This is a genomic window from Micromonospora sp. CNB394 (genome assembly GCF_000374985.1).
GTDB classification, from domain to species: domain Bacteria; phylum Actinomycetota; class Actinomycetes; order Mycobacteriales; family Micromonosporaceae; genus Micromonospora; species Micromonospora marina.
Window position 1 is genome coordinate 183,560 of record NZ_KB895830.1, and the last position, 23,512, is coordinate 207,071.

Here is a 23,512-nt window from a genome sequence, read left to right on the forward strand (position 1 = left end):
ATCATGTCGTGATCAGGTGCGGCGGCGAGGCGGTTCGACCAGACGGGGTCACCATCCGGTGTCCCCGATGACGAACCGTCGGACGGGTGAGCTGCCGGCAGCGGCCGTACCCGCGGCTCGTCGTGGACGACGATGCCCAGGGTGATCGTCGCGACGGCGCGCATGGGCCGTTCGAGCTCAGCTGGTCAGGTCGCGGCGGTTGAATGCCGCTACCGCGACGGTCAGCAGGATCGCGGTGGTGGCGGTCAGGATGCTCAGGTCGGCCCATTGGAAGCCGTTACGCAGGGGTTCTCCGCCGATGTAGTAGTGGAAGGGGGAGGCGTAGCGGAGGATGTCGGCGCCGATCTGGCCGGCGAGGGTGCTGGCGGCGTAGGTGAGGACGGCGATGCCCGCGGTGGTGGCCAGGGCAGTGGGTCGGCTCCCGGTGGCCGCACCGATCGTGATGGCGATCGTCCCGAAGACGATGATCAGCAGGGCCAGGGCGAGACACTGGGCGGTGAAGTGGCCGACGGTGATGCTGTCGAGTCGTGCGCCGGGCCGGACGGCGAGCATGGCCAGCAGGACCACCGCCGCGATCAGGATGGCGCCGGTGGTGAGTGCGGCGAAGCGGTGCAGTAGCAGTCGGGTCCGGCTGACCGGGTGGGCGAGGAGCAGGTCGAGGTAGCCGGCTTCCTCGTCGCCCGCGATGGCGCGGGTGCCGGTGGCGATGCCGAAGATGACGGCGACGAGAGGGACGATGATGCCGAACACGCTGGAGCCCAGGTAGCCGGCGGCGGAGGCCAGATCCTCCATCCGTAGCGCCTGTCGTAGTGCGGGGGAGAAGCCTTCGACGGTCTGCCCCATCGCGCCCTCGGCGACCTGAGGGTAGAAACCGGCATACATCGCGGCGAGCAGGGCAGTGCCGGCGGTGAAGGCGGCCAGGGCGCGCCGGCCGTCCCACAGCGTCTTGGTCAGCAGGTCAGGCATGCGTGGTCTCCTTGCTCGCCGAGTCGGCCTGGTAGTAGGTGAGGAACAGCTGTTCCAGGTCGGGTTCGGTCGCGCGGAGGCTCGCGACCCGCTGCTGGGCGAGTACGCGGATGAGCCGGTCGGGGCTTCCGGCGAGGCGGAACCTCGCGGTCGGGCCGTCGATGGTCAGGCCGGTCACTTCTGGCAGGGCGGCGAGTGCGGTTTCGTCGACCGGCTCGGCGAACGTGACCTGGAATTCGTGCACGCTGCGGTCGCGGAGTCGAGCCACCGTGTCGAGTGCGACGAGCCGGCCGTCGCGGATGATGCCGACCCGGTCGGCGACCGCCTCGACCTCGCTCATGATGTGCGAGGACATGAACACGGTCTGCCCGTCGGCTCTGGCTTCGCGGACCAGGTCGAGGAAGGTCTGCTGCACCAGGGGGTCCAGGCCGGACGTCGGCTCGTCGAGGATCAGCAGCTCGGGGCGGTGCATGAATGCCTGGACCAGGCCGATCTTCTGCCGGTTGCCCTTGGACAGGGTCTTGATCCGTGCGGTCAGATCCAGATCCAACCGTCCGGCCAGCTCGCCGATGCGTGCCTTCGGTACGCCTCCGCGCAGTTCGGCCAGGAACGTCAGGCACGCACCGACGCGCTGCCGGGGGTCGACCACGAACTCACCGGCGAGGTATCCGATGCGCCGGTGCAGCGCCACCGCGTCGCGGCGGGGGTCGTGCCCGAACACCAGCGCGCGTCCGCTGGTCGGCCGGATCAGGTCCAGCAGCACGCGGATGGTGGTCGACTTGCCGGCCCCGTTCGGGCCCAGGTAGCCGAACACTTCTCCCTCGGCGACTGACAGGTCCAGGTCTCGCAGACCTCGGCGGCGGCCGTAGGCCTTGGTCAGTCTCTCCAGCTTGATGACGTCAGGCATGTCTTGCAGAGTATCGAGCTTTCAAAGATTTCTGAAGACTGCAAGATGTTAGGCTTCCGGATGATGGAGCACGGGAGGGCGCGGATGGCTTTGAGTGGCCCGGCGGAGAAGCTGGCACTGACCCTCGCCGAGGGCGGACTGCAACGGATGACGGCGCGTGTCCTGGCGGCGTTGTTGTTCACCGACCAGGAGACGATGACCGCCGGCGAGATCGCGGACACCCTGGCCATCAGTTCCGGCAGCGTGTCCACCGCCATCAAGTCCCTCGCGACCGTCGGGTTGATCGAGCGGGTACCCGCTCCGGGCAGCCGCCGCGAGCACTTCCGGCTCCGCGAGGGTGCCTGGGCCACCCTCATGTCAGGCCAGAACGCGATGATCGGAAGCCTGCGGGAAGCCGCCGAAGAAGGCATCACCGTCGCCGGCGCGGGCAGCCTCGCCGGAGCCCGCCTCGCCGAGATGCGCGACTTCTACGACTACCTCTGGCGCGAACTACCGGCGCTCATCGACAGGTGGCGGGACGACAAGGGCGATCAGTAAGCCTCCACTGCGCGCCGGGGATGTGCCCAAAATCCGGCGGACGGCTCCATCGGTTACCTAGGGTGGCGCGCATGGGGCACCACGCGGCGGCGGACAGTGACCGTTACCGGCGGTTGCGCGGGTTCAACGTGCTCGTCGGAGTGTTGCTGGCTGCCGAGGGCGTCTGGATGTGGGCGGCCAGCAGCGACCTGTCCCTGCCGATCACCGCGTCGTACCTGACGGCGGACCCGGTGACGTTGCGGGACGCCACGCTTCCGGAGGTGGCCTTCCGGATCGCCGTCGGACCGGCGGTGGCGGTGTTCCTGCTCCTCGCCGCACTGGACCACTTCGTCACCGCCGCGCCGGGCGTGCACCGCTGGTACGAGCGCAACCTCGACCGCCGCGCCAACTACGCCCGCTGGATCGAGTACTCGGTCAGCGCCTCGATCATGATCGTGCTGATCGGTCTGTTCGTCGGGATCCGCGACCTCGCGGCGGTCATCGGGATCTTCGCCGCGAACACCGCGATGATCCTGTTCGGGCTGCTGATGGAGCGGCAGCAGACGCCGGGGCGCGCCGACTGGAGCGCCTTCTGGTTCGGCACGCTGGTCGGCCTGGCCCCCTGGCTGGCGATCGGCGTCTACGTCGCCCAGCCGCCGGAGATCCCCGGCTTCGTGTGGGCGATCATCATCGTGCAGTTCCTGCTCTTCGCGAGCTTCGCGGTCAACATGGCCCTGCAGTACGCCCAGCGTGGTCGGTGGCGCGACTACCGCTACGGCGAGGTCTCGTACATCGTGCTCAGTTTCGCGGCCAAGTCCGCTCTGGCCTGGCTGATCTACGCCAACGTGCTGCGCACCTGACCGGCCGAGCCAGGTCGAGGTCTCGCTGCTCAGCCGGCTGGCCGGGCCCGACGCCGTGATTCGCCGCCGGGCGCCGGGCGCGGCAAGACGCAGGCCTGCTCCGGCGGGGATTGGCGCTCCCCGGGTACGCCTGTGACGTACACCGCCCGAACGGAGTGCCGGGCGAACGTGGACACTGCCGCTCGGTCGAGACGTTCGTCGACGTGTTACTCCACGTGGCCGATGTCGCGGGCTGCCGGATTGACCGCATCCGCCGAACCCGGGGTGTGATCGAGGGTGCCCGCTCCGCCGTCGGCACCACGGTTGCCGACGGCGACTGATGACCCTGGTATTCGGCAGCGGCGGTGCTCAGCCTGCCGGGCTCCCATGATGGTCGAGTTCGTCGCGGAGGGTGTCGGCGAAGCCTTCAGCCACGGCGAGTTCGTCGCGCAGCGCGGTGACGCGGGTGGTGGCGGCGGTGTGGAACATGCCCAGCCGGTCGAGCAGCTCGGCGCGGTCGGTGCCGGTGGCGGTGTCGAGGGCGTCGAGGACGGTGAGCAGGTCACGCATCTCATCGAGGCTGAACCCGAGGGGTTTCATCCGCTTGACGACGGCGAGGCGGTCGAGGTCGGGTTCGGTGTAGAGGCGGAAGCCGCCTTCGCTGCGGGTGGAGGGCACGATCAGGCCCGCGTCCTCGTAGTGGCGGATCGTCCGGATGCTCAGCCCGACGCGCTCGGCTGCCTCGCCGATCTGCATCAGGCGGCCGGTGGCGTGTTGCTCCGGCCCGGTGTTCCGGCTGGTGGCGGCGGCCATCAGTGACCGACGCCGAGCTGCCCGGCGAGGGTGTCGTGGATGCGGGCGCTGGGCTGGTTCAGCTCGATGATTTCCACGGACTTGCCCCGCGTGGCGTACTTGGTGGTGATCGCGTCGAGGGCGGCGACGGAGGAGGCGTCCCAGACGTGAGCGTGGGTCATGTCGATGACCACTGTGTCCGGGTCGTTCGCGTAGTCGAACTGGCCGACGAGGTCGTTGCTGGAGGCGAAGAACAGCTCCCCGTGCACGGAGTAGATCCGGGTGGTGCCGTCGGGGTCGAGGACGCTGGTGACCTCGACGAGGTGGGCGACCCGGCGGGCGAAGATCACCATGGCGGCGAGGACGCCGGCGACGACGCCGATGGCCAGGTTGTGGGTGGCCAGGGTGGTGCCGACGGTGGCGAGCATGACGATCGTCTCGCCGTACGGCATCCGCTTGAGCGTGGCCGGGGTGACGGAGTGCCAGTCGAACGTCGACACCGCCACGATGATCATCACGGCGACGAGGGCGGCCATCGGGATGACGGCGACCACGTCACCGAGCGCGACGACCAGGACCAGCAGGAACACGCCCGCCAAGAACGTCGACAACCGGGTACGGGCGCCGGAGGCCTTCACGTTGATCATCGTCTGGCCGATCATCGCGCAGCCGCCCATGCCGCCGAAGAACCCGGTCACGATGTTGGCCACACCCTGGCCCCAGGACTCGCGGGTCTTGTTGGAGTGCGTGTCGGTGATGTCGTCGACGAGCTTGGCGGTCATCAGCGACTCCATCAGTCCGACCAGCGCGATCCCCAGGGCGTAGGGAGCGATGAGGGTGAGGGTGTCCATGGTCCAGGGGATCTGCGGCAGGCCGAGGGTGGGCAGGCTGTCCGGCAGGGCACCTTCGTCACCGACGGTCGGCACCGCCACGCCGGCGACGACGGTGACCACGGTCAGCACCACGATGGCGACCAGCGGCGCCGGAACGGCGCGGGTGAGCCGGGGCAGCCCGACCATGATCGCCAGGGCGACGGCGACGAGGGGGTAGACCAGCCAGGGCACGCCGAGCAGGTGCGGAACCTGCGCGGCGAAGATCAGGATCGCCAGGGCGTTGACGAAGCCGACCATGACGCTGCGCGGGATGAACCGCATCAGCTTCGCCACCCCGAGCGCCGCGAGCAGGACCTGGATCGCGCCGCCGAGGATCACCGCCGCGATCAGGTAGTCCAGCCCGTGCTCCTTCGCCAGCGGCGCGACCACCAGGGCGATCGCTCCGGTCGCTGCGGAGATCATCGCCGGCCGGCCACCGCAGATCGCGATCGTGACGGCCATGGTGAACGAGGCGAACAACCCCACCCGCGGGTCGACCCCGGCCAGGATCGAGAAGGAGATCGCCTCCGGGATCAGCGCCAGCGCGACGACCAGGCCGGCGAGTACCTCGGTGCGGAACACCTTCGGCGACAGCCACGAGGGACGGGACAGGCGCGGCCGGACGACCGGTGACAGCACGGGAGACATAGAGCCATTTCCACTCGGGCGTCTCGTGGACGCGCACAGATCCGGCCCCGAAACAAGGGGCGCGGCTTTTCGCGATTCAGCAACAGCCGGCCGGCGGCTTGAGGGCGTCGTTGCCCGGACGCATCACAGGCACCCCAGGTGTCACCCGGGCCACGCCTCGGTCATCGGCACCGAACCTACCCTTCCGTCGGGGGAGAGTCTGCCGAGCGTGGTGATCGTCACCATGCCGTACTGAGGAACGACCTGCGGGCGAGTTCAGTCTGCTGTCGGGGGCGGGCAGACGTGGATCGGCTCCACGGCGTCCGCGCGGCCGATCCACGTCTGCGGAGTCGCGGCCGGCGATCGCCGCACACGCCCACCCGACCCGCGACCCCGGCGGGTAGCAGAATTTCCCGGACCGCTGAAACCGGCGAGCGGGTCGTGGGCGTGTTGAGGGCGTCCAACTACGTGAGGAGCTCACATGTCCACATCGAAGGGGGCGATCGGCGCGGCAGTGCTCGCCGGTGCCGTCATCCTCGCCCCGGCCGCGCCCGCAACCGGGGCGCCCAGCGGCGTCCTCTCGGGCAAGCGCGAAGTCACCATCGTTCGGGTGCAGGCGTTCGAATCTGTGGTCTCCCTCGACGGGGGTTGGTTGACCGAGGTCGACGACGACAGTGGCCGTCAGCACTTTGTCCCGACCCCGCTCGGTGGCGGCAAGTACCTGATCAAGTCCTACGGCAAGCGCGACGGCCACCCGGCCAATGACGAGCCGGCCTGCTGGGAGGTCTACCACGAGACCAGCCAGCCGCTGACCGTCCAGGGCGCGGTCTGCGACGCCACCAACCCGCACCAGCGGTTCACCATCACCTCGCAGGGCCGTAGGGAATACGCGATCAGTAACAGCTGGGCGTACCTCCAGTACTCTCCCGCGCGGGGCCTGATCCTGGAGGAACTGGGCGACGCACCACTGCTCAGCACCTTCCGTCTCGTCGACGCCGGCCCCGCCCGTACTCCGGCCGGCGGCTGAGTGCCGTTCGGGGAGGTGGCCGGCGGCCCGGTGTTCCGGCCACCACGTGAGTGAGGGCCGCGCCGGGCAGACCGGTCTCACCTCCCCGAGCGGTGCCGGGTGCCTGATCCTTCCGGCCAAGGGACACATGCGCAGCACAGAGGAATTTGACGACTTCTATGCCAGCTCTTCTCGGCGGGTCCTCGGTCAGGTGTATGCCATGGTCGGTAACCGCGCCGACGCCGAGGACGCCGTGGCGGAGGCATACCTACGAGCATGGGACCGATGGAGCGCCGTACGCGACTGTGACAGCCCTGAAGCCTGGGTGCGCCGGGTCGCCTACCGCATCGCGGTCTCCGCGTGGCGTAAGGCGGTGAACCGGATGCGCGCCCACCACCGCGAGACGGTCGACGACCACGTCGCCGCCATCAGCCCCGACCACGTGGTCGTGGTGCAGGCCCTGCGTCTCCTCCCCGCCGAGCAGCGGCGGGTCATCGTCCTGCACCACCTCGTCGGGCTCAGCGTCGCCGAGATCGCCGCCGAGACCGGCCGGTCCGCCAACACGGTCAAGACCTGGCTCGTCCGGGGCCGACGGGCACTGGCCGGTCACCTGACCGGAAACGGGCATTGCGTGGGTCACGATGCCTGACTCCCGCATCGAGGACGCGCTGCGCTCGCTCGCCGGGCAGGCCGAACGCTTCGGGCAGCTACCCGAACTCACCGAAATCCACGAACGTAGCCGCGCCCGCCGTCGGCACCGGCGGGTCGCCACGGCAACGCTGGCGGTTCTGCTCGCCACCGGAGCAGTTGTCGTCCAGCCGGGCAACCGGCCGCGGACCTTGCCGACCATCCCTGCCACGCCCCCGACGACGTCGTCCCCGACTCCTGATCCGGTCCTCGCCGGGGAACGTGAGGTGGCGATCGTGCGGGTCACCGGATCCGCGCTCTCACTCGACGGCGGCTTCCTCACCGAGGTCGACGACGACAGCGGCCGTCAGTCCTTCGTCCCGACTCCACTCGGTGGCGGCGAATACCTCATCAAGGCTTACGGCAAGCGTGACGGCCACCCCGCCTCCGACGAGCCCACCTGCTGGCGGGTCTACCGCGAGACCGGCCAGCCGTTGACCGTTGAGGGTGTCGTCTGCGACCCCGACGACCCGGACCAGCGTTTCACCATCACCCCGCAGACCCCGCAGACGTACGCCATCAGCAACGACTCGGCGTACCTGCGCAGATCCTCCGGCGCCGGCCTGGTCCTGGACGACGCGCCACAACCCGACACATTCCGATTCACCGACCGGGGGCCCACCCGCAAACCGGCCGGCGGCTGATGCTCGGAACCTCTCCGGTTCCGGCGCGGGTTCGGCCGGCGGGACTGCATCGACGGGCTGAACCGCCCGGATTCTGTGGAGACCGGACGACAGGGCGCGTGGAGCGCCGGCGACCGCGGGCATCCATCCGGCAGCCCGCCCATGTCGTACTCCTGTGTCGCGGGCCGCACGTGGGTCTCGATGCCACGCTGCAGGACGCGGTGCGGCCCGCACTCGTTACTCGATTCCCGCGTCGAACGCCTTGCGGGCGTGTTCGATCTGTGGCAGGTAGGTGTCGGCCCACTCGAGGAGGGCGTCGACTGGTGCGCGCAGGGTTTTTCCCAGCCGGGTGATCCGGTACTCCACTGCGATCGGGCGGGTCGCCACGACGTGCCGTTCGATGATCCCGTTGCGCTCGAGTCGGCGCAGGGTCGCGGTGAGCGATTTCTGCGTCACCTTCGGAACCGCCCGGCGTAGCTCGTTGAAGCGGCAGGGACGCTCGCACAGTTCGTTGAGAACGCTCAGCGACCACTTGTCCAACACCTGGTCGAGCAGCTCGCGGTGCGGCGCGTCGATACGCATCTCCTCGGCAGGGGCGGTGGTGGTATCGCGCATGAAACCAGGCCTCCTTGAAGTGCCCTCCGTCAACTAGGTATCAATGGTAAACCTAGTTGGTTCCGCAAAGGAGAAGCGATGCCCGTCACCCGCATCAGCCCTGACGGCCTTCAGCCGAACACGCCCTACCATCACGTGGCGGTGGCAACCGGGTCACGTCACATCCACGTCAGCGGTCAGATCGCCCGACTGGCAGATGGCTCACCGGTCGCGCCGGGCGATCTGGCCGGGCAGGTCGCGCAGACGCTGCGCAACACCGGCCGTGCCCTCGCCGGAGCCGACGCCTCGTTCGACGACGTGGTCCGGTTGACCTTCTACGTCACCGAGTGGGCACCCGAGAAGATCGGGCCGTTCATGGCCGGGATCGAATCGGTCGTCGAGGAGCTCGGCCTGCCCTGGCCCCTTCCGCCGGCGTCACTGATCGGAGTGGACCACCTCTTCGAGCCCGACGTGCTCGTCGAACTGGAGGCGACCGCAATCGTGCAGTAATGCCTTCTGCCCGGTCGCGGGATTGAGACAGCGGTCCGCATCCTCCCGGCGGGCCGCTCAGTCGTCGCGCTCGACCCAGGGCCGCTCCTTCGGCCGGTGCCCCCCGGGTTTGCAACCGGCGAACGGGCCGTTGGGGTCGCGCAGCGCGGTCATCGTCGGCCAGAGATGGTTCTGGTGCCACAGCGCCGGGTCGGACGGCGCCGCGCTCGGCGAGGTCCGCTCCTGCCAGGCGAGCCAGAGCCCGTGCAGGTAGGCGATCGCCTCCGGGTGCTCCCACCAGCGGGGGCACCACGGCGCGCCGGAGGTGACCTCGCCGCCGTAGACCGGTAGCAGCAGGCCCTCCACCCAGGAGGTGAGCCGGCGCAGCTCCTCGACGTACTCCGGACCGTCGAGGTAGAGGATGAAGAACGGCCGGGGCGCCGGCTTGTCGGTCAACATCTCAATGTCCCCTCGTCCCCGGGGTCGACGTCGAGCGCGGCGGTGATCCGCCGGTACGCGTCGACCCGCTTGTCCACCTGCCCGGCATTGCCGCCGCCGCACTCCAGCGCGCCGTTGATGCTGCGGATCGTGCCGCCGAAACCCGCGCCGCCGGTGATCGCCGCGTGCGGAGTGGTGGTGCCCGCGCCGCGCTGGGTCATCCAGAACCAGAGCGCGGTCCGCCAGGCCACCGACGGGTCGGTGGACACCAGATCCGGGTTGCCGAGCAGGTCGAGCCCGAGCGCGTCGCCGGCCGCCTTGTAGTTGCTGTTCCAGCTCAGCTGGATCGGCCCCCGCCCGTGGTAGGCGGTCCGGCCGGCCGGGCACCCGTAGGGCTGAGCGCCGTCGCAGTAGGTGCCCCAGGCCGCCCGGTCGATCTCGTCGACGTGCCCCAGACCGCCGGTCTCGTGGTCGACGTTGGCCAGGAACGCCGCCAGCTCCCGCCGGCGGGTCCGTTCGTCGCCGGTGGCGGCGAACGCGGGGAACGCCGCCATCGCGTCGGTGAGCCCGGCGTACGTGTAGAAGGGGTTGCGGCCGGGGAACACGGCGTCGAACGTCGACCCGGTGAGCAGCGTGCCGTCGTCGTCCGGCGCCGTGCGTTTCCTCGACCCGGCAGCGGGGGACCCCGACGGGGACGGTTCCGGTGTCGCGGTCGACGTGTCCGTGCCGCCGATGGTGTAGCGGGCGAACAGGCCGCGCACCCGGAACGGGTAGCTGTCCAGCACGATGACCGGCATGCCGCCCTGCGCCTTCACCGCCTCCACACCCTGGTCCCAGGCCAGCAACGTCAGCGTGAGGTGGTCACCGACGACGCTCTCGCTGTCCAGCAGCCGCTGGGCCTCCCCGGCGAGGTGGCAGAACCACCGGGCGTGGGCGTGGATCGAGTCCTCCGGGTCGAGCGCCGAGGCCTCACCGCTGTCGTCGTCGTCCTCGCCGTAGCGCTCGAAGACGTCGGGAGTGAGCTGGGACAGCCCCTTGCGGCCCTGCTGACCCTCCTTGTCCGCGTCGAAGTCCGACGCGTACTCGATCTGGGCCGCGAGGATCACCGGGGTGAGCAGGTCGCACTCCCGGGCGGCGGCCCGGATCGGCGCGACCAGGTCCGGGTCGGGCACGCCCGACTCCTGGAAGCCGCCGCGACCGTCGCCACCGGCGAGTTCGGTGAGGACGCTGCCGGCCGCGCCCGGCCCGAGCGTGCTGGACGGGTCCGGCGAGTAGGAGGTCATCTGCGAGCCGCTGAGCAGGATGACGATCACCAGGACGACCAGCGCCAGCGCCGCCATCGCCGCGAGGGGCAACATCCCCACCGTCGAGATGATCAGCCAGGTGATCTCGGTGGCGCCGAACCGGTTCGTGGTCGCCTGGTGCGCCGCCCGCGCGGCCCCCAGCTTCGACACCGTCGCTCACCCGCCCCGCTGGCGCCAGGCCGCCGCCGCCCGCTCGGTGACCGCCTGCGCCTCGGCCTTCGCCGCCGCCGCGATGGGGGCCGCGTCCGGCTCCTTGAACCAGGGGCGCAGCCGGATCACCGCCGGGCGCACGCCGGTCGCCAGCAGCAGCGCCGTGCCCTTGGGCAGCGCCCGGATCCGGTCCGCCGGCAGCACCTGCTCCTGCCGGTACGACACCGACCGGGACGAGCCGTCGCGGGACCGGGAGTAGGTCGGGGTCCGCACGTCGTGCTGACCGACCAGCCGGGCCACCTTGTCCACGAAGTCGGCGTCGTCCAGCCCCGCGCCCAGCAGCTTGACCGTGGCCGCGCTCCACAACGCGTCCATCCCGGCGTCGCCCCAGACCCGCACCCCCTGCCGGTAGCTCTGCAACAGCGTGACCACGCTGATGCCGCGCGAGCCGAGGTGGCTGTAGAGGTCGGGCAGGTCGGCGATGCGGCACACGTTCGCCGCCTCGTCCAGCACGGCGGTCATGGGCGGGTCCAGCCGGCCGCCCATCCGCTCGGCGGCCACCACGCCGGCGCGTACCACGGCGTCGGCCAGCCCGGCGATCACCCCGGCGGCGGACCCGCCGCCGTCCTTGGACAGCAGGTAGAGCGTGTCCCGGCCGAGCACGTGCTCCTCCGGCACGAACTCCGGGCGGTTCGGGTCCGGGCTGACCCAGGCCAGGATCTCCGGGTCGAGCAGGCAGGCGACGCACTGCCGGGACGTCTCGTAGATGCCGTCGCGGGTCTGCACCGCCCCGCGCACGGTGCCCTGGAGCTGGTCGGCCATCGCGTCCAGGCCGGCGTCGCGGAGCAGGTCGATCGGGGTACGGTCGCCCGGGTCCGCCAGCCAGGCCAGTATCTCGCCGACCGACGCGCCACCGTGCGCGGCGGCGAGGAAGAGCGCGGTCAGCGTGTTCTGCGCGGCGGCGATCCAGAAGTCCTTCTTGGACGCGTCGTCGTTTACCGAGCTGACGAAGTGGCCGGCGAGCCGCCGCGCCCCCTCCAGGGTGCGGCAGCCGCCGAGCATGTCCCACCACATGTCGCGCTCGGAGTAGACGATGCCCTGCGGGTCGAACGTCCAAACCCGACCGACGCGGGCCCGTTCCTGTCGGGTGACCAGGTAGACGTCCGACTTGTTCGAGGTGAGCAGCACCGGGCCGGGGGCGCGCAGCACCCGGGGCACGGCGATGCCCGTCGACTTGCCGGCGCGCGGGGCCATCAGGTCCAGCTCCACGTCCTCGTACGAGGAGCGCAGCTCCGGCCCGGACGGCAGCAGGTCGCCGAGCAGGTTCCCGGTGTCGTCGGGGCGCAGCCGGGCCACGTCCTTCAGCGAGGGACGCAGCTCGCGGGCCCGCGCCTCGGCCGCCCGGCCGGTCATCGCCCGCAGGTCGTCCACGCCGGCCAGGTTCGACGGCTGCGCCATCCGACGCAGGACCGCGCGGGTCGCCGTGACCACCGGCGCGGCGACAAGCGGTACCAGCGCCGCCGCGCCCGCGTACACCAGGGCCGGGGGTACGCCCGGCCAGACCGCACCGGGGCCGCCGCCGAGCAGGCTCAGGTAGACCTCCAGGCGGAACGGCGGTGGCCGCCAGCCGTACCCGCCGAGCGCGGCGGCAAGCGTGCCGCCGAGCCACAGCAGGGCGAAGACGGTGAGGTTGACCAGCGCGAGCACGGGGATCAGCCAGGCCAGCAGGTCACCGCCGGCGCCGCCGCGCCTCACCGCTGCCCCGTGCCGGGCAGGTCGCCGGCCGTGACGGCGCGTACCACCGCGGCCCGTTCCGCGAGCATCCGCTCGGCATCGCCGTTGGCGATCCACCGGGTGTTCGTGTCGTGCAGGTGCCGCTCGGCGTCGGTGATCGCGACCCGGATCGGGATGCCGGGCCGCCCACCCACCTTGATCAGGAAGCGCCCCCGGCCGGGTGGCTCCTCGTTGCCGCCGTCCTGGGCCCAACCGGCCGGCGACGACCACGACGAGACCAGGTCGATCTCGCGCCGGGACAGCCCCACCACGCGGGCCAGCTCCTCCATCTCCGCCCTCGGCAGGCCGGCGCAGGCGACCATGCCGGCGCGCTCCACGAAACCCCGCGCCTTGGCCTTGTCCGCCTCGCTGCCCAGCGCCTCCGCGTCCTTCAGGGTGTGGGTGATCTTCGCGTCGGCCAGGCCGAGCGAGCGGTTCAGGCGGGTGAGGGCGTCGATCCGGTCGACGATGCCGGAGGCCGCCCGCAGCGGGCGCCACAGCTCGTCGAGCACGGTGAAGAACCAGCGCCGGGGCGCGATTCCGGCGTCCGCGAGCGCGTGCGAGGCGGAGACCGTACCCAGGCCGTCCGACCACGCGGCGAGCATCGCGGCGGCGGTCAACTGGCCGTCCGCCTCGCCGATGCGGGAGATGTCGATGCAGACGGCGGTGGCGTCCGGGTCGATCCGGGTGGCCGTCTCCGCCGCGAACGTGTCCCCGAGCGGGCCGTCCACGATGCCGAGCAGCGACCGGTGCAGGGGGTCGACGGCGTCCCGGTACCGGGACTCCTGCCCCCGGTCCAGGGTGACCTGGCGGACCTGCGGCGGCCCCTCCTCGAGCACCGCGAGCAGGTCGGGCAGCCGGTACGTGCGGCCCGGCGCGGTGCGCTCGCGCAGGTGCCGCAGGCAGGCGGAGAGCACCGACTGCTCGTGGTCGCTGATCGGCGCGCCGCGCACGATGGTGAGCAACGCGGCCACCATGTTCAGCACCCGACCGTGGGACTCGGCGGCCAGCGCCTCGCCGGCCTGCCCGCCGATCCGCGCCGCCGCCGCGCCCATCGCGCCCGGGTCCAGCACGTTGAGCCCGCCGACGCCCCGGGCGATGGAGATGACCTGTCCGCCGAGCGCCCGGACGGTGTCCGCGTAGTCGGGCTTGAGGTCGCCGAGCACCAGCGGGACGACGCCCTGCCCGGCCAGGCCGATCAGCATCCGGTTGATCAGCGTGGACTTGCCGAGACCGGGCATGCCGAGCATGAACAGCGACGGGTTGGAGATGTAGCGGGCCCGGGTGAACCAGTTGAGCGGGTCACCGCAGACCGTGGCGCCGGTGCTGATGTGCTGACCGAGCGGGACCCCGGTCATCGGGGCACCGGAGCCGGACGCGAACGGCCAGAGCCCGCACGCCTGCACGGTGGTGGCCCGCCACATGGCGGGCGGGTCCAGCGCGGCCACCCGGCCACCGCCCACCCCGGGCGCGCCCCGGTGCGGGACCGCCTCGGCGCTGTTCTGCCGGGCCAGCCGCTGCCGGTACCGCTGCTCGGCCGCCTCCTGCGCGGCCCGCCGCCGGCGGGCCCGCCGCAACGCCCGCGGGGTCTGCCCACCCGTCTCGTCGGGCTCGCGATCCTGTGCCTCGACGGCCGGCACCGCCAGGCCGGACATCGCGGTGACCGGCCCGGAGGTCAGGCGTGGCCAGCCCGCGCCGAGATCCAGCACCCGGGCGCCGTCCGCGCCCACCCCGGCGGTCACAGCGCCTCCTGGAGGTCCTGCGGGACGATCGACTGCTCCCAGGGCAGGATGCCGACCGGCAGGGCGCAGGTGAACGCCGCGGCCTGCATCCGGTCCGCCGGCCGCATCGCGATCCGGGTGGCGCCGAGCAGATTACGCATCGTCACGTTCGCGTCGCGTACCTCGGCGGCCGAGTCGACGGTCAGCGTCACCAGCATCGAGAACTCCACCAGGCCGGCGCCGGATGCCTCCTCCGTCGCGGTCTGCTCGGCCGCCTGGATCTCGGCGACCGCGCGGGCCCGGACCAGTCCCTTGGTCGAATTCGCCATGAACTGGGCGGAGCGGCGGTCCGACTCGACGATCCGGGCCGAGGTGGCCGGGTCGATCGGGCGGTAGACCAGCGCCACCCGCTTGCGGCGGATGCCGGCGGCCGGGTCGAGCAGGCTGCGCAGGATCCCCGAGCGCACCACGCCGCGCGGGGCCATGGTCAGCAGCCAACTCCGGGACACCCCGGAGTCGTGCTGGTAGGAGGTGACCGTCTCGACCGCCGCGGCCGGCCCGGCGTCGTCCCACTCCAGCCCGGTGCCGCCGTGCTGGGCCCGGACGTCGAGCACCTCGGCCGCGGCGGCCGGGTCGTACGCGACCCGGACGACCTCGGCGATCCGTTCCGCCGACAACGGCTCCGCCGACCCCCCGCCGGCGGCCACCAGCCCGTTGAGCACCCCCTGCAACCGCAGCGCCAGGTCGGCGAGCATCGTGTCGTCGTCGCGCCGCACGCCGCCCGGCGCCGAGTAGGTGAGCGTCAGGTAGGTGTTCATCTCCGACGACGCGTCCGGGTAGGAGCGCGCCACCTCCTCCATCACCGCCCGCGCGGCGGGCGGCGCGTTCGGGGAGAGCCGGCCCAGCACCTCGGTGGCGAGCCGGGTGCCGGGGTCCGGTGCGGTCTCCACCACCACCGACGCGCCGCGCAGCCCCGGCTCGTGCGCGAGCCGGGACAGCCACTCGCCCCACAGCGCCACCCACGTGTCGACCTGGTCCGGATCGACGAGCGAACCGCCGTCGGGCTCGCAGCTCAGCACGATCGTGTACTGGTGGCGGTTGCGGTGGTGCAGCACGCCGAACGGCCGGTCGTACGGGTCGCGGCCCTCCAGCATCGTCACCCGGCTCAGCAGGCCGGGCGGGCGGAACCGCCCACCGGGTCGTGCCGACAGCGGACCGGACACGTAGAGGTGCTGGCGCTTCGACTTGCGGCGCAGCCAACCGATCCGGACCCCGGCCATCTGGAAGACGTTGCGGCCGTCCTGGGTGCGGATCGCCAGCGGCGCCAGTGTCAGCGCGATCGGCAGCCCCACCACCAGGGCCGCGTCCAGCGAGACCATGGACGCGAGCAGGACCAGCACGAGCCCGCCGAAGAGGCCGAAGGTCCCGATCAGGCCCAGCGAACCCAGGCCGGCCTTGCGGGGACGGCGCCAGTTGCCGTACGTGGGTGTCTTGATCTGTTCGAGTGCGGTGCTCATGGACGTCCTCCTGGGCCGGCCTAGTCGCGGTCGGGGTCGGGCAGCGCGCCGCGGGCGATGCCGGCGGCGTGCCGGTGGGTGCCGGCGACGGCGTCGGCGCCCTTCTGCACGGTCCAGGCGGTGGCCCCGACCGCGCCGCTGACGACCCGCCCGGCCGTCGACACGAAGCGGCGTCCGCCGTCACCGGACGAGTCACCACCGCCCGCCGGGTCGCCGCCGGACGGCGGGCTGCTCGCGGGCGTCGGCTCGCTGGGCGGCGCCGGGGTGCTGCCGGACGCCGACTCGCTTCCGGACGCCGGCTCGCTGGGCGGCGCTGGGGTGCTGCCGGACGCGGACGTGGACGTGCTGCCGGACGTGGATGCACCGTCGGCCGTGGACGCGCCATCGGCGACGGACGCGCCATCCGCCGTGGACGCGCCATCCGCCGTGGACGCGCCATCCGCCGTGGACGCGCCATCCGCCGTGGACGCGCCATCCGCCGTGGACGCGCCATCCGCCGTGGAACCGCCGTCTGCAGTGGACCCGCCGTCGGCCTTCGACGCGCCGTCCGACTTCGAGGCGCCGTCGGCCTTCGACGCGCCACCGCCCTGGACCACCGCGCCCGAGGGCGAGCCGCTACCCGACCGGGGACCGCCACCGCCCCCGCCGTGACCGCCACCGGCGATCCGCTTGGCCCCGCTCGCCACCGCGCCCGCCGCCGCCACACCCGCGCCGACGCCCGCGCCGACGCCGTCCGACGAGCCGAGCGCCGCCATGGCCGGTACGACCAGCCGCATCAGCGCGGGCAGCGCGACGGCGGCCATCAGCAGGATGGCGGCGCCGGCCAGCTTGTAGTGCTTGGCGTCACCGTCGACCGAGCCGATCATCGCCGCCCCGGAATACATGATCAGCCCGACCACCGGTTTGAACGCCAGCCACGCCACCATCCAGGCGATGTGCTTGCGCCACCACCCGCCGCCCGACTCGGTCATCGACGCCGCGGCGGCCAGCGGCAACGTACCGGTGAGCAGCACCATCGCGCCGAGCCGCACATACATGAGGATCACGTGGATGCAGCCGGCGATCAGCAGCAGCAACCCGATGATGATCAGCAGGAAGGCGGTCAACCCGTCGGTGCCGCAGTTGGCGATCAGCTTGAGCTGCGCCTTGATCCCCTGGTCGTAGAGATGGTCGCTGTAGCGGTCGGCCTCGGTGGCGAGCAGGTTGAGCACGGTCCACGCGGCGCCCACCGTGAGGATCATGCGGACCAGGCCCAGCAGCGCCGTCCACAACGCCTGCCCCCGGCGCAGCAGGGCCATCCGGAACGCCGCGGCCAGCAACGACGCCACCGCGATGGTCACCACCAGCCAGTTGGTCTGTAGGTGGATCTGGTCGTTGATCTTCTCGTCGCCGAGGGTCGGCACGTCGCCGAGGTTGGCGAACAGTTCCACCGCCGCGCCCATGATGGCGCCGGCGATGTCGCTGAGGATGCCGTCGATCCCCCGCTCGAAGAAGCCGACTACCTGCCCGATCTCACCGATGTAGACGGCGTCGCCAGTCGCGCACTCGGCCATCTCAGCCCTTGTCCCACAACACGAAGCCCGCCAGCGACAGGACCGGGGTGACCGGACCGTAGAGGCCGCCGGAGTTCAACGGCCGCAACCGCCAGTCCACGCCGTTCCAGTCCGTCGTGTAGTCGACCGAGAAGTACCGCGCCGTCGCCTGCCGGACCAGCACCCGGACCACGGCGGTGCGGGGCGAGTAGCGCACCACCAGGAACCCCGCCAGCCGGTTGGAGGTCTGCGGCGGGCCGCCGTCCTCCATCGACTCGCGCATCGCGTCGAAGTAGTCCCGTCCCAGGCCGGGCACGAGCTGCTGACGGCTGACCACCCGCCAGTCGGGGCCGCTCATCTGGCGGGAGATCGTGTGCGCCGCCATCACCGCGCCCATCGGGGTGTGCGCGAAGCACCACCGCAGCGGGCCGGTGGTCCGCAGCGGCCCGGCCGAGGCGGAGAACGGCGACTGCGCGCCGTTGACCGGCCGCCAGGTGACGTCGTCCGGCGCCGCGGTCGGGATGGGCTGGGCGGTGTCCACCGTGCGGCAGCCCTGCGGTCGGGACCCGTCCGGCGCGAGCCCGCCGATCGTCGGGCCGGCCGGGGGCGCGGCCCGGGATCCGCCGTCCCCGCCGCCGTAGAGCACCGCGCCGACGCCGGCGCAGAGCGCCAGGACGAGGAACGCCGCAGACACCTGCCACCGGCGGTGCCGCCAGAACGGCCCGTCCTCGGGCACGGATGCGTGTCGCGCCCGCACGGTCAGTTGCCCCCCGTGCCGCCGCCGTTGCCGAAGACCCAGGTCACGATGGGGCCGGCGGTGGCGACCAGGATGCAGCCGCCCAGCACCATGCCGAGGCGGCTCATGTGCTCGGAGCCCTCGCCGCGCTTGTGCGAGATGGCCATCACCGCGCCGGTGACCAGGACGCCGAGCACGCCCGCCGCGGTGCCGCCCCAGGCGACCAGGCCGAGCGCCTGCTCGACCTTCGTGGCGAGCTGGCCGGGCACCACGTTGCCGCCGGTCTTCGGCTGCGGCACCCCGCCGCCGGGCTCCGGGTTGGGCGCGAGAGGGAAGCCGTGCGGGATCCGTACCAGACCGGAGTAGTAGAGGTCGGAGAGGGCCATGGGTGCTCCTTCGGAAGTGGAGGGGTCGATCGGCCGGCCGGGGGCCGGGCGGGTGGTCACTGGCTGAACCCCAATGCCTGGACGATGGGACCGGCGGTGGTCGCTAGCAGGCACGCCGCCATCACGAACGCGATCTGCTTGGTGTACTCGGTCCGCTCCTCCAGCGCACCGCGGCGCAACTGCGACGCCAGCGTCATGCCGCTCAGGAGCAGGCCGGCCACGGCGGCGGCGCTCACGCACCACGCCATCAGGGTGAGCAACTGCACCACCGGCGCGTTCGGATCGTCCACGGCCACCTGGTACGGATCGATCACCGGCGGGGTGAAGCTCGTCTTGTTGATCACGTTCTCGCACTGGAACTTGCCGGCGTAGAGGGCGCCCTTGAGCGTGCACGAGTGGGATCCGGTGATCTCCACGTTGTCCTTGGTCCGCGAGTGGCCGCTCAGGTCGACGAGCATCTCGACGTCCATCCAGACCGTGTCGCCCTCGGTGTACTCGGCGGTCAGGTCGAACGATCCGTCCGTCGAGCCCTTCTTGCCGGAGCAGACCCGGTCGCCGCCCCCGGCCGGGTAGGTGTTGACCGTGGTGGTGGTCTTGAGGCAGATCTTGTAGAGGAAGCCGGCGCCACCGCCGTCCACCGTCACCGTGTAGGTGCCCGCGGCCACCGCCGGGCCCGGTGGCGCGAGCGCGAGCAACGCCAGCACAAACGCGACGAGCGCCGCCCCGGACCGGACCGGCCGGCTCACCGCGACCCCCGCCCGGGCCGCGCCTCGGCGAGGGCGGCCAGCCGGGCCAGTTGGCGCGGTGGCCGCTGCGGCTCCACCCCGACGCGGTACGACGGGACCCACGGCACCCGGTGCACCGGGGCGACCGAGCGCAGCATCCGGATCCGGCCGAGCAGCGGCCCCGGCAGCCGGCCCGGGGCGTCGGCGATCAGCACCACCCCCACCAGCCGCATCCCCGCCGGGTGCCGGCCCTCCCGCATCGCGTTGAGCGCCCGGGAGACCGCCCGCAGCCCGTCCATGTTGGTCCGCCCGACCAGCGCGACCCGGGCCGGCTCACCGATCGCCGGGTCCGGCCAGCGGCAACCGATGTCGACGCCGCCGAGCAGCCGGGTCAGCGTGCTGGCGCCCGCGCCGCCGTGCGCCCCGATCCAGCCGATGCCCTCGTCGGAGAGGACGTCGCGGCTGTGGACCGGACGCTCGTCCCGCTCCCGTGGGCGCCCCAGCACCATCGGTCGGCTCATCGCCCGCCCCGCCTCCTGTCCCGGTCCTCCGTCGCGCGCCGACCGCGGCCGGGCGGCCCGGCCGCAGCGGTCGACGGCCGCACTACGACGCGGCGGCCCCCTCGGTTCGACCGGGATCCCGGGTTTTTTCCCGCGGGCCGGGCGGCGCAGAAAACGCCGACCGGCGCTGAACCACGGTCCCCGCCGGCCCGTAGTCGGTGCACCGCGATCCGTGGAAGGAGGCGGCACCCCGAGCCGGCGGCGGACCGCCGGTCGACCCAGCCAGGAACAGCGCTCGAAGGAGTGACAATGTCCGATCTGAGGTACGGCTACGAGCCGGATCCGCTGGATCCGTCGCAACGCGCCCAGACCTTCTCCGCCGTGGACAACGAATACGAGATGGAGGCCACGGACCGGCACTACAGCCTGCCGGTCAACCCGTACAGCCAGCCGGCGTACGGGTACCCGTCGTCGTCCACCGACGTGGCGCCGCCGCAGTTCACCGACTCGTTCAACGACGGGCGGCGGGTGTCCCCACCCGTTCCGACGCGGTCCAGCAGGCAGAGCTCGGCCGCGGCCCGCCACTCCGCCGCCGCCAGTCACCAGGTGGACCGGCTCCGCCGCCGGTCCACCTTCGTCGCCAGCGACCCGGACCGGCTCGTGCAGACGGCCATGCAGGTGGGGGCGGTGACCACGCCGGAGCCGGTCGAGCCCCGGCGGAGCAGCCAGGTGCGTCCGGCGAACCCGAACCGGCCGACCGAGAGCGAGGCACGGAGGGGCGCCCAGAACGCCGGCTTCAAGGGCCTGACCGACTTCAAGAACTGCATGAACAGGTACCTGCCGCCCGGGACGGAGTTCACCGCCAGCTCGTTGAGCGCCATCTCCGGCGTCCTCGAGGGGTGGGCCGCGCGCGGCACGCAGATCGGCGCGGCCAGCGTCACCGCCCTGAAGTCCGGCGTGGAGTTCATCGACGCCGCGCAGAAGGGCGACTGGACCAAGGCCGCGGTCCACGCCGGGAACCTCACCGGCATGGGCTTGAGCATCGCCGGCACGGCGACGAACATCACGCACCTCACCGCGGCCGGCGGCATGGTCGCCGCGGGTTCCGCGTTCACCAACGCGGCGGTCGACCAGCGGCGGACCGCGATCCAGCAGCAGTCGCAGAACGTCGACCTGGAGCGCGGGCGGACCAGCCCGAGGTCGAGCACCGCCCCGGCGGCGGGCCCGGCGCAGCAGGCGCCGGCGCGCGGTCGCTGACCGAACCCGTACGACACGGCGGGCCCGGGTGCTCCCCACCCGGGCCCGTCCGCGTCCGTCGGTCAGCGGGCCTCGCGCCACTTCTGGTTGCTCTGGCTCGCCGCGCACTCCCAGATCTGCAACGGCGCGCCGTCGTCGGAGTTCCAGTCGCGCACGTCGAGGCACTTGCCGGAGTTCGGGTTGCGCAGCAGCCCGCGCTCGGCCACCCACACCTGCGCCGGGCCGCCGGTGCACCAGGCGAGCTGCACCTTGGCCGCGTTGTCCCGGGACGCCCACGCCACGTCCATGCACTTGTCCAGCACCTTCAGCGTGCCGCCGGGGCCCCGGGTGAAGTGCTGGGCCGGGGTGCCGTTGCACCGCCAGAGCTGCAACCGCACCCCGTCGGCGGACTTGCCGTCCGGCACGTCGACGCACTTGTCCGCGTACCCGCGCAGTGCGAAGCCAGAGCCGGAACGGTCAGCGGTACGCTTCACGGGCGTAGCCGACGGCGCGCCGCCGCCGCGGAACGTCACCACGACCTCGTCGCAGCCGGGGCAGTTGTAGACCGTCTCGTTGCCGGCCACCCGGTCGTGGGTGGACCAGAGGTAGGCGCGCGGGCCGAACGGGAGCAGCGCGGCGGTGTAGGCGCTCTCCGCATCCCGGTTCGGGTTCACGCAGTTCACCCGGTCACCCTTTGCCGGGTCCCGGACGGCGTGCGCCTCCGGACAGGCGGCGAGCATCTGCCCGCCGGAACAGTCCCACCGCGCGCAGCTGCCCGCCTTCTCCGGCCGGGGAGCGCCGGGCACGTCGATCGTGATCGTGGTCGACAGCGCGTCGACGTAGCTGACGTTGTACCAGGGCGCGCCCCCGTTGTTCCGGTCGAAGTTGAACTCGGCCAGGCTCACCGGCTCCGCGCCCCGCTCGCACCGGTCCGCGAAGGCGCCGCAGTCACCGACGAGGCAGCGGAACCCGCCGTTCGGGTCGCCGCCGCAGCGCTGGCGGGCGAAGAACCGGCCGCGCCAGTGGCCCGGCGCGCCGTCGTTCGGGATGACGATCGTGCGCGACTCGCCGGGTTGCAGCGTGGGCAGGCCGGTGATCGGCCGGGAGCCGTCCGCGCTCTCGCCCGCGCCGACCCACAGCGTCTCCGCGGTGCCGTTGACGAACGTCACCCGTTCCCCGGTGGCGGCGTTCGCCGGGCTGCCCGGCACGCCGACAGTCAGCCCCAGCGCGAGCAGCGCCACGGCTAGCAGCGCGGCCCCCCTGCCCGCCCCGCGTGTCGGGTCGGGGCCTCGGTCGACGCCCCCGTCCGTGGCGGGGCCCCCGCCCGACACCCCGGCCCGCATCCCGCGGGTCGAAGACGATCCGGTCCTCACAGCCATGTAGCCCTCCCTTGGCCTGGCGGGGACGCGCCGCGTCCCCCGACGAGTGCGGCTGGCGCACGACCACACGACGATCCGGGAGGGTCTCCGGTTCAACGGGAAGTGAGGCGGATCGGCGAGCGCGGTCAGCGCGAGATCGGCGCGGTGACGATGGAGGTGCCGTCGGTCAGGCCCACGCCGACGAAGGAGAGCTGATCGAGCGGTGGCGACAGCTCGCCGGTGACCTCCTGCGGCCCGTTCGAGGCGGTCCAGTCCCGCACGGGATGGGTGACCCCGTCGCGGGTCACCGCGAAGAGCCGGTGGCGTAGCCCCGGTCGCAGCCCGGTGGCGGTGATCCGGATGGTGGAGCCCCGCCCCTCGTGGGTGGTGATCGACACGGACAGGCTCGCGCCCTGGCCGGGCGCCTCTCCGGTCGCGGTCAGCACCACGTCGTCGCGTCCACCGCCCCCGACCGTGGCCACGATCCCGCCGGTGAGCACGGCCAACGCCAGCGCCGCCGCCCCGCCCCACAGCAGCAGCCGGCGACGGGCGGACAGCGCCCGTGGCCGACGTCCCCCGGGCCGGTCACCGGGTGTCCTCCCCGGGCCAGTCGGGCCCGCACCACCCGGCGCTCCGCCCGGGCGGTTGCCCCGCCGCCCCGCCGGCCCTCGACCGGTCCCGGCACCCGGGGCCGGTCCCGCATCGTCGGTACGGGGACGACCGGTCCCGGTGCCGGGGGTCGTCGTACCCGCGACGTCGGTACGGGACCCGCCCTCGTGCCCAGCCGCCGACGCGAGGTCCGGCGCGTCGGCCCAGGGCTCAGCCGCGGGCACGTCCTCCGCTCCCGACGCGGAACGCGGCGGCGGAACGGAGGCCGGCGGCGGAACGGAGGCCGGCGGCGGAACGGAGGCCGGCGGCGGAACGGACGGTGGGGGCAGGACGGATGCCGGGGGCAGGACGGACGGTGGGGGGAGGGCGAACTCCTTCCAGTCCGCCGCGCTGAGGCCGCCGAGCCCGCTGGTCACACCGCCCAGGTCGCTGGCGACGGAGAGACACTCGTCGCAGCCGGCGAGGTGCGCCTCGAAGGCGACGCGGTCGGTCTCGTCGAGCGCGCCGAGCAGATAGAGCGCCAGGGACTCGTGCTCGGACGTCGGATTCTCACCGCCGGTACGCATCACGCCCCCTTCCCGACCCGACAGAGGGTGCGCCAGAGCGATG

General features: G+C 72.4%; 24 protein-coding genes. 7 read left to right on the forward strand and 17 right to left on the reverse strand.

Translation table 11 applies throughout. The annotated features are described in order from the left end of the window. Nucleotides 1-177 precede the first annotated feature (177 nt). Both C569_RS0110815 and C569_RS0110820 read right to left on the reverse strand, forming a co-directional pair. Nucleotides 178-966: an ABC transporter permease subunit gene (locus C569_RS0110815; RefSeq protein WP_018785799.1), complete on the reverse strand. Its 789-nt coding sequence runs from the start codon at nucleotides 964-966 to the stop codon at nucleotides 178-180. Further along, complete coding sequence (locus C569_RS0110820) at nucleotides 959-1,873, reverse strand: ABC transporter ATP-binding protein (RefSeq protein WP_018785800.1); 915 nt, start codon at nucleotides 1,871-1,873, stop codon at nucleotides 959-961. Before C569_RS0110820 ends, C569_RS0110815 begins: the two co-directional genes overlap by 8 nt. An 84-nt stretch (nucleotides 1,874-1,957) precedes the next feature. Here C569_RS0110820 and C569_RS0110825 point away from each other — a divergent pair, with 84 nt between their 5' ends. Both C569_RS0110825 and heR read left to right on the forward strand, forming a co-directional pair. Further along, entirely contained in the window at nucleotides 1,958-2,410 is a 453-nt protein-coding gene (locus tag C569_RS0110825) for a GbsR/MarR family transcriptional regulator (RefSeq protein ID WP_026267983.1), read from the forward strand. Between the two features lie 71 nt (nucleotides 2,411-2,481). Continuing rightward, a complete protein-coding gene (gene heR, locus C569_RS0110830) occupies nucleotides 2,482-3,249 on the forward strand; it encodes a heliorhodopsin HeR (protein ID WP_018785802.1) in 768 nt (255 codons plus the stop codon). 348 nt (nucleotides 3,250-3,597) lie between these two features. On the opposite strand, the gene C569_RS0110840 is transcribed toward heR, so the two are convergent. Both C569_RS0110840 and C569_RS0110845 read right to left on the reverse strand, forming a co-directional pair. Next, nucleotides 3,598-4,041 carry a MerR family transcriptional regulator gene (locus tag C569_RS0110840; RefSeq protein WP_018785804.1) on the reverse strand — a complete coding sequence of 148 codons (444 nt, stop codon included), beginning with the start codon at nucleotides 4,039-4,041 and terminating at the stop codon, nucleotides 3,598-3,600. Continuing rightward, on the reverse strand, nucleotides 4,041-5,540 hold the full coding sequence (locus C569_RS0110845) for a SulP family inorganic anion transporter (RefSeq protein ID WP_026267984.1): 1,500 nt from the start codon (nucleotides 5,538-5,540) through the stop codon (nucleotides 4,041-4,043). Before C569_RS0110845 ends, C569_RS0110840 begins: the two co-directional genes overlap by 1 nt. 460 nt (nucleotides 5,541-6,000) lie before the next feature. Between C569_RS0110845 and C569_RS30080 the strand changes: the two genes are divergently transcribed. From C569_RS30080 to C569_RS30085, 3 genes are all read left to right on the forward strand, one after another. Continuing rightward, nucleotides 6,001-6,546, forward strand: coding sequence for a hypothetical protein (locus tag C569_RS30080; protein WP_018785806.1), 546 nt, complete (start codon nucleotides 6,001-6,003; stop codon nucleotides 6,544-6,546). A gap of 127 nt (nucleotides 6,547-6,673) precedes the next feature. Further along, on the forward strand, nucleotides 6,674-7,174 hold the full coding sequence (locus C569_RS0110855) for a sigma-70 family RNA polymerase sigma factor (protein WP_026267985.1): 501 nt from the start codon (nucleotides 6,674-6,676) through the stop codon (nucleotides 7,172-7,174). Next, nucleotides 7,167-7,856 carry a hypothetical protein gene (locus C569_RS30085; RefSeq protein WP_018785808.1) on the forward strand — a complete coding sequence of 230 codons (690 nt, stop codon included), beginning with the start codon at nucleotides 7,167-7,169 and terminating at the stop codon, nucleotides 7,854-7,856. The genes C569_RS0110855 and C569_RS30085 overlap by 8 nt, the downstream gene beginning before the upstream one ends. A 216-nt stretch (nucleotides 7,857-8,072) precedes the next feature. Here the strand turns inward: C569_RS30085 and C569_RS0110865 are convergent, their stop codons facing one another. Continuing rightward, a complete protein-coding gene (locus C569_RS0110865; RefSeq protein WP_018785809.1) occupies nucleotides 8,073-8,450 on the reverse strand; it encodes a helix-turn-helix domain-containing protein in 378 nt (125 codons plus the stop codon). A 78-nt stretch (nucleotides 8,451-8,528) separates the two neighbouring features. Between C569_RS0110865 and C569_RS0110870 the strand changes: the two genes are divergently transcribed. After that, the gene (locus C569_RS0110870; RefSeq protein WP_018785810.1) at nucleotides 8,529-8,939 is read left to right on the forward strand and encodes a RidA family protein; all 411 of its coding nucleotides are present in this window, start codon (nucleotides 8,529-8,531) and stop codon (nucleotides 8,937-8,939) included. A 57-nt stretch (nucleotides 8,940-8,996) separates the two neighbouring features. Here C569_RS0110870 and C569_RS0110875 read toward each other — a convergent pair whose 3' ends face one another. Genes C569_RS0110875 through C569_RS0110920 form a run of 10 tightly spaced genes read right to left on the reverse strand, consistent with a single transcriptional unit; the run spans nucleotide 8,997 to nucleotide 19,721 of the window. Next, nucleotides 8,997-9,377 carry a DUF4913 domain-containing protein gene (locus C569_RS0110875; RefSeq protein ID WP_018785811.1) on the reverse strand — a complete coding sequence of 127 codons (381 nt, stop codon included), beginning with the start codon at nucleotides 9,375-9,377 and terminating at the stop codon, nucleotides 8,997-8,999. Further along, nucleotides 9,371-10,810 (reverse strand): glycoside hydrolase family 19 protein, encoded by a 1,440-nt coding sequence (locus C569_RS0110880; protein WP_018785812.1) that lies wholly within the window; start codon nucleotides 10,808-10,810, stop codon nucleotides 9,371-9,373. The genes C569_RS0110875 and C569_RS0110880 overlap by 7 nt, the downstream gene beginning before the upstream one ends. Nucleotides 10,811-10,816: 6 nt before the next feature. After that, nucleotides 10,817-12,565, reverse strand: a complete 1,749-nt coding sequence (locus C569_RS0110885) for a type IV secretory system conjugative DNA transfer family protein (RefSeq protein ID WP_018785813.1) — start codon at nucleotides 12,563-12,565, stop codon at nucleotides 10,817-10,819. Then, on the reverse strand, nucleotides 12,562-14,325 hold the full coding sequence (locus C569_RS0110890) for an ATP/GTP-binding protein (protein WP_018785814.1): 1,764 nt from the start codon (nucleotides 14,323-14,325) through the stop codon (nucleotides 12,562-12,564). Before C569_RS0110890 ends, C569_RS0110885 begins: the two co-directional genes overlap by 4 nt. Continuing rightward, nucleotides 14,322-15,821 (reverse strand): SCO6880 family protein, encoded by a 1,500-nt coding sequence (locus C569_RS0110895; RefSeq protein WP_018785815.1) that lies wholly within the window; start codon nucleotides 15,819-15,821, stop codon nucleotides 14,322-14,324. The genes C569_RS0110890 and C569_RS0110895 overlap by 4 nt, the downstream gene beginning before the upstream one ends. A gap of 20 nt (nucleotides 15,822-15,841) precedes the next feature. Next, complete coding sequence (locus C569_RS33660; protein WP_018785816.1) at nucleotides 15,842-17,374, reverse strand: hypothetical protein; 1,533 nt, start codon at nucleotides 17,372-17,374, stop codon at nucleotides 15,842-15,844. A 1-nt stretch (nucleotide 17,375) separates the two neighbouring features. Continuing rightward, on the reverse strand, nucleotides 17,376-18,089 hold the full coding sequence (locus tag C569_RS0110905; RefSeq protein WP_018785817.1) for a hypothetical protein: 714 nt from the start codon (nucleotides 18,087-18,089) through the stop codon (nucleotides 17,376-17,378). A gap of 23 nt (nucleotides 18,090-18,112) precedes the next feature. Then, on the reverse strand, nucleotides 18,113-18,475 hold the full coding sequence (locus C569_RS0110910; RefSeq protein WP_018785818.1) for a hypothetical protein: 363 nt from the start codon (nucleotides 18,473-18,475) through the stop codon (nucleotides 18,113-18,115). A 56-nt stretch (nucleotides 18,476-18,531) separates the two neighbouring features. Beyond that, nucleotides 18,532-19,221 carry a hypothetical protein gene (locus C569_RS31735; protein ID WP_018785819.1) on the reverse strand — a complete coding sequence of 230 codons (690 nt, stop codon included), beginning with the start codon at nucleotides 19,219-19,221 and terminating at the stop codon, nucleotides 18,532-18,534. Further along, nucleotides 19,218-19,721: a hypothetical protein gene (locus tag C569_RS0110920; protein ID WP_051090473.1), complete on the reverse strand. Its 504-nt coding sequence runs from the start codon at nucleotides 19,719-19,721 to the stop codon at nucleotides 19,218-19,220. The genes C569_RS31735 and C569_RS0110920 overlap by 4 nt, the downstream gene beginning before the upstream one ends. Before the next feature lie 288 nt (nucleotides 19,722-20,009). On the opposite strand from C569_RS0110920, the gene C569_RS0110925 reads away from it, so the two are divergent. Then, on the forward strand, nucleotides 20,010-20,957 hold the full coding sequence (locus C569_RS0110925) for a hypothetical protein (protein WP_018785821.1): 948 nt from the start codon (nucleotides 20,010-20,012) through the stop codon (nucleotides 20,955-20,957). Between the two features lie 62 nt (nucleotides 20,958-21,019). On the opposite strand, the gene C569_RS0110930 is transcribed toward C569_RS0110925, so the two are convergent. Further along, a complete protein-coding gene (locus C569_RS0110930; protein WP_018785822.1) occupies nucleotides 21,020-22,177 on the reverse strand; it encodes a ricin-type beta-trefoil lectin domain protein in 1,158 nt (385 codons plus the stop codon). 263 nt (nucleotides 22,178-22,440) lie between these two features. Continuing rightward, on the reverse strand, nucleotides 22,441-23,469 hold the full coding sequence (locus C569_RS33665) for a zf-HC2 domain-containing protein (RefSeq protein WP_196806711.1): 1,029 nt from the start codon (nucleotides 23,467-23,469) through the stop codon (nucleotides 22,441-22,443). Nucleotides 23,470-23,512: the final 43 nt, after the last annotated feature.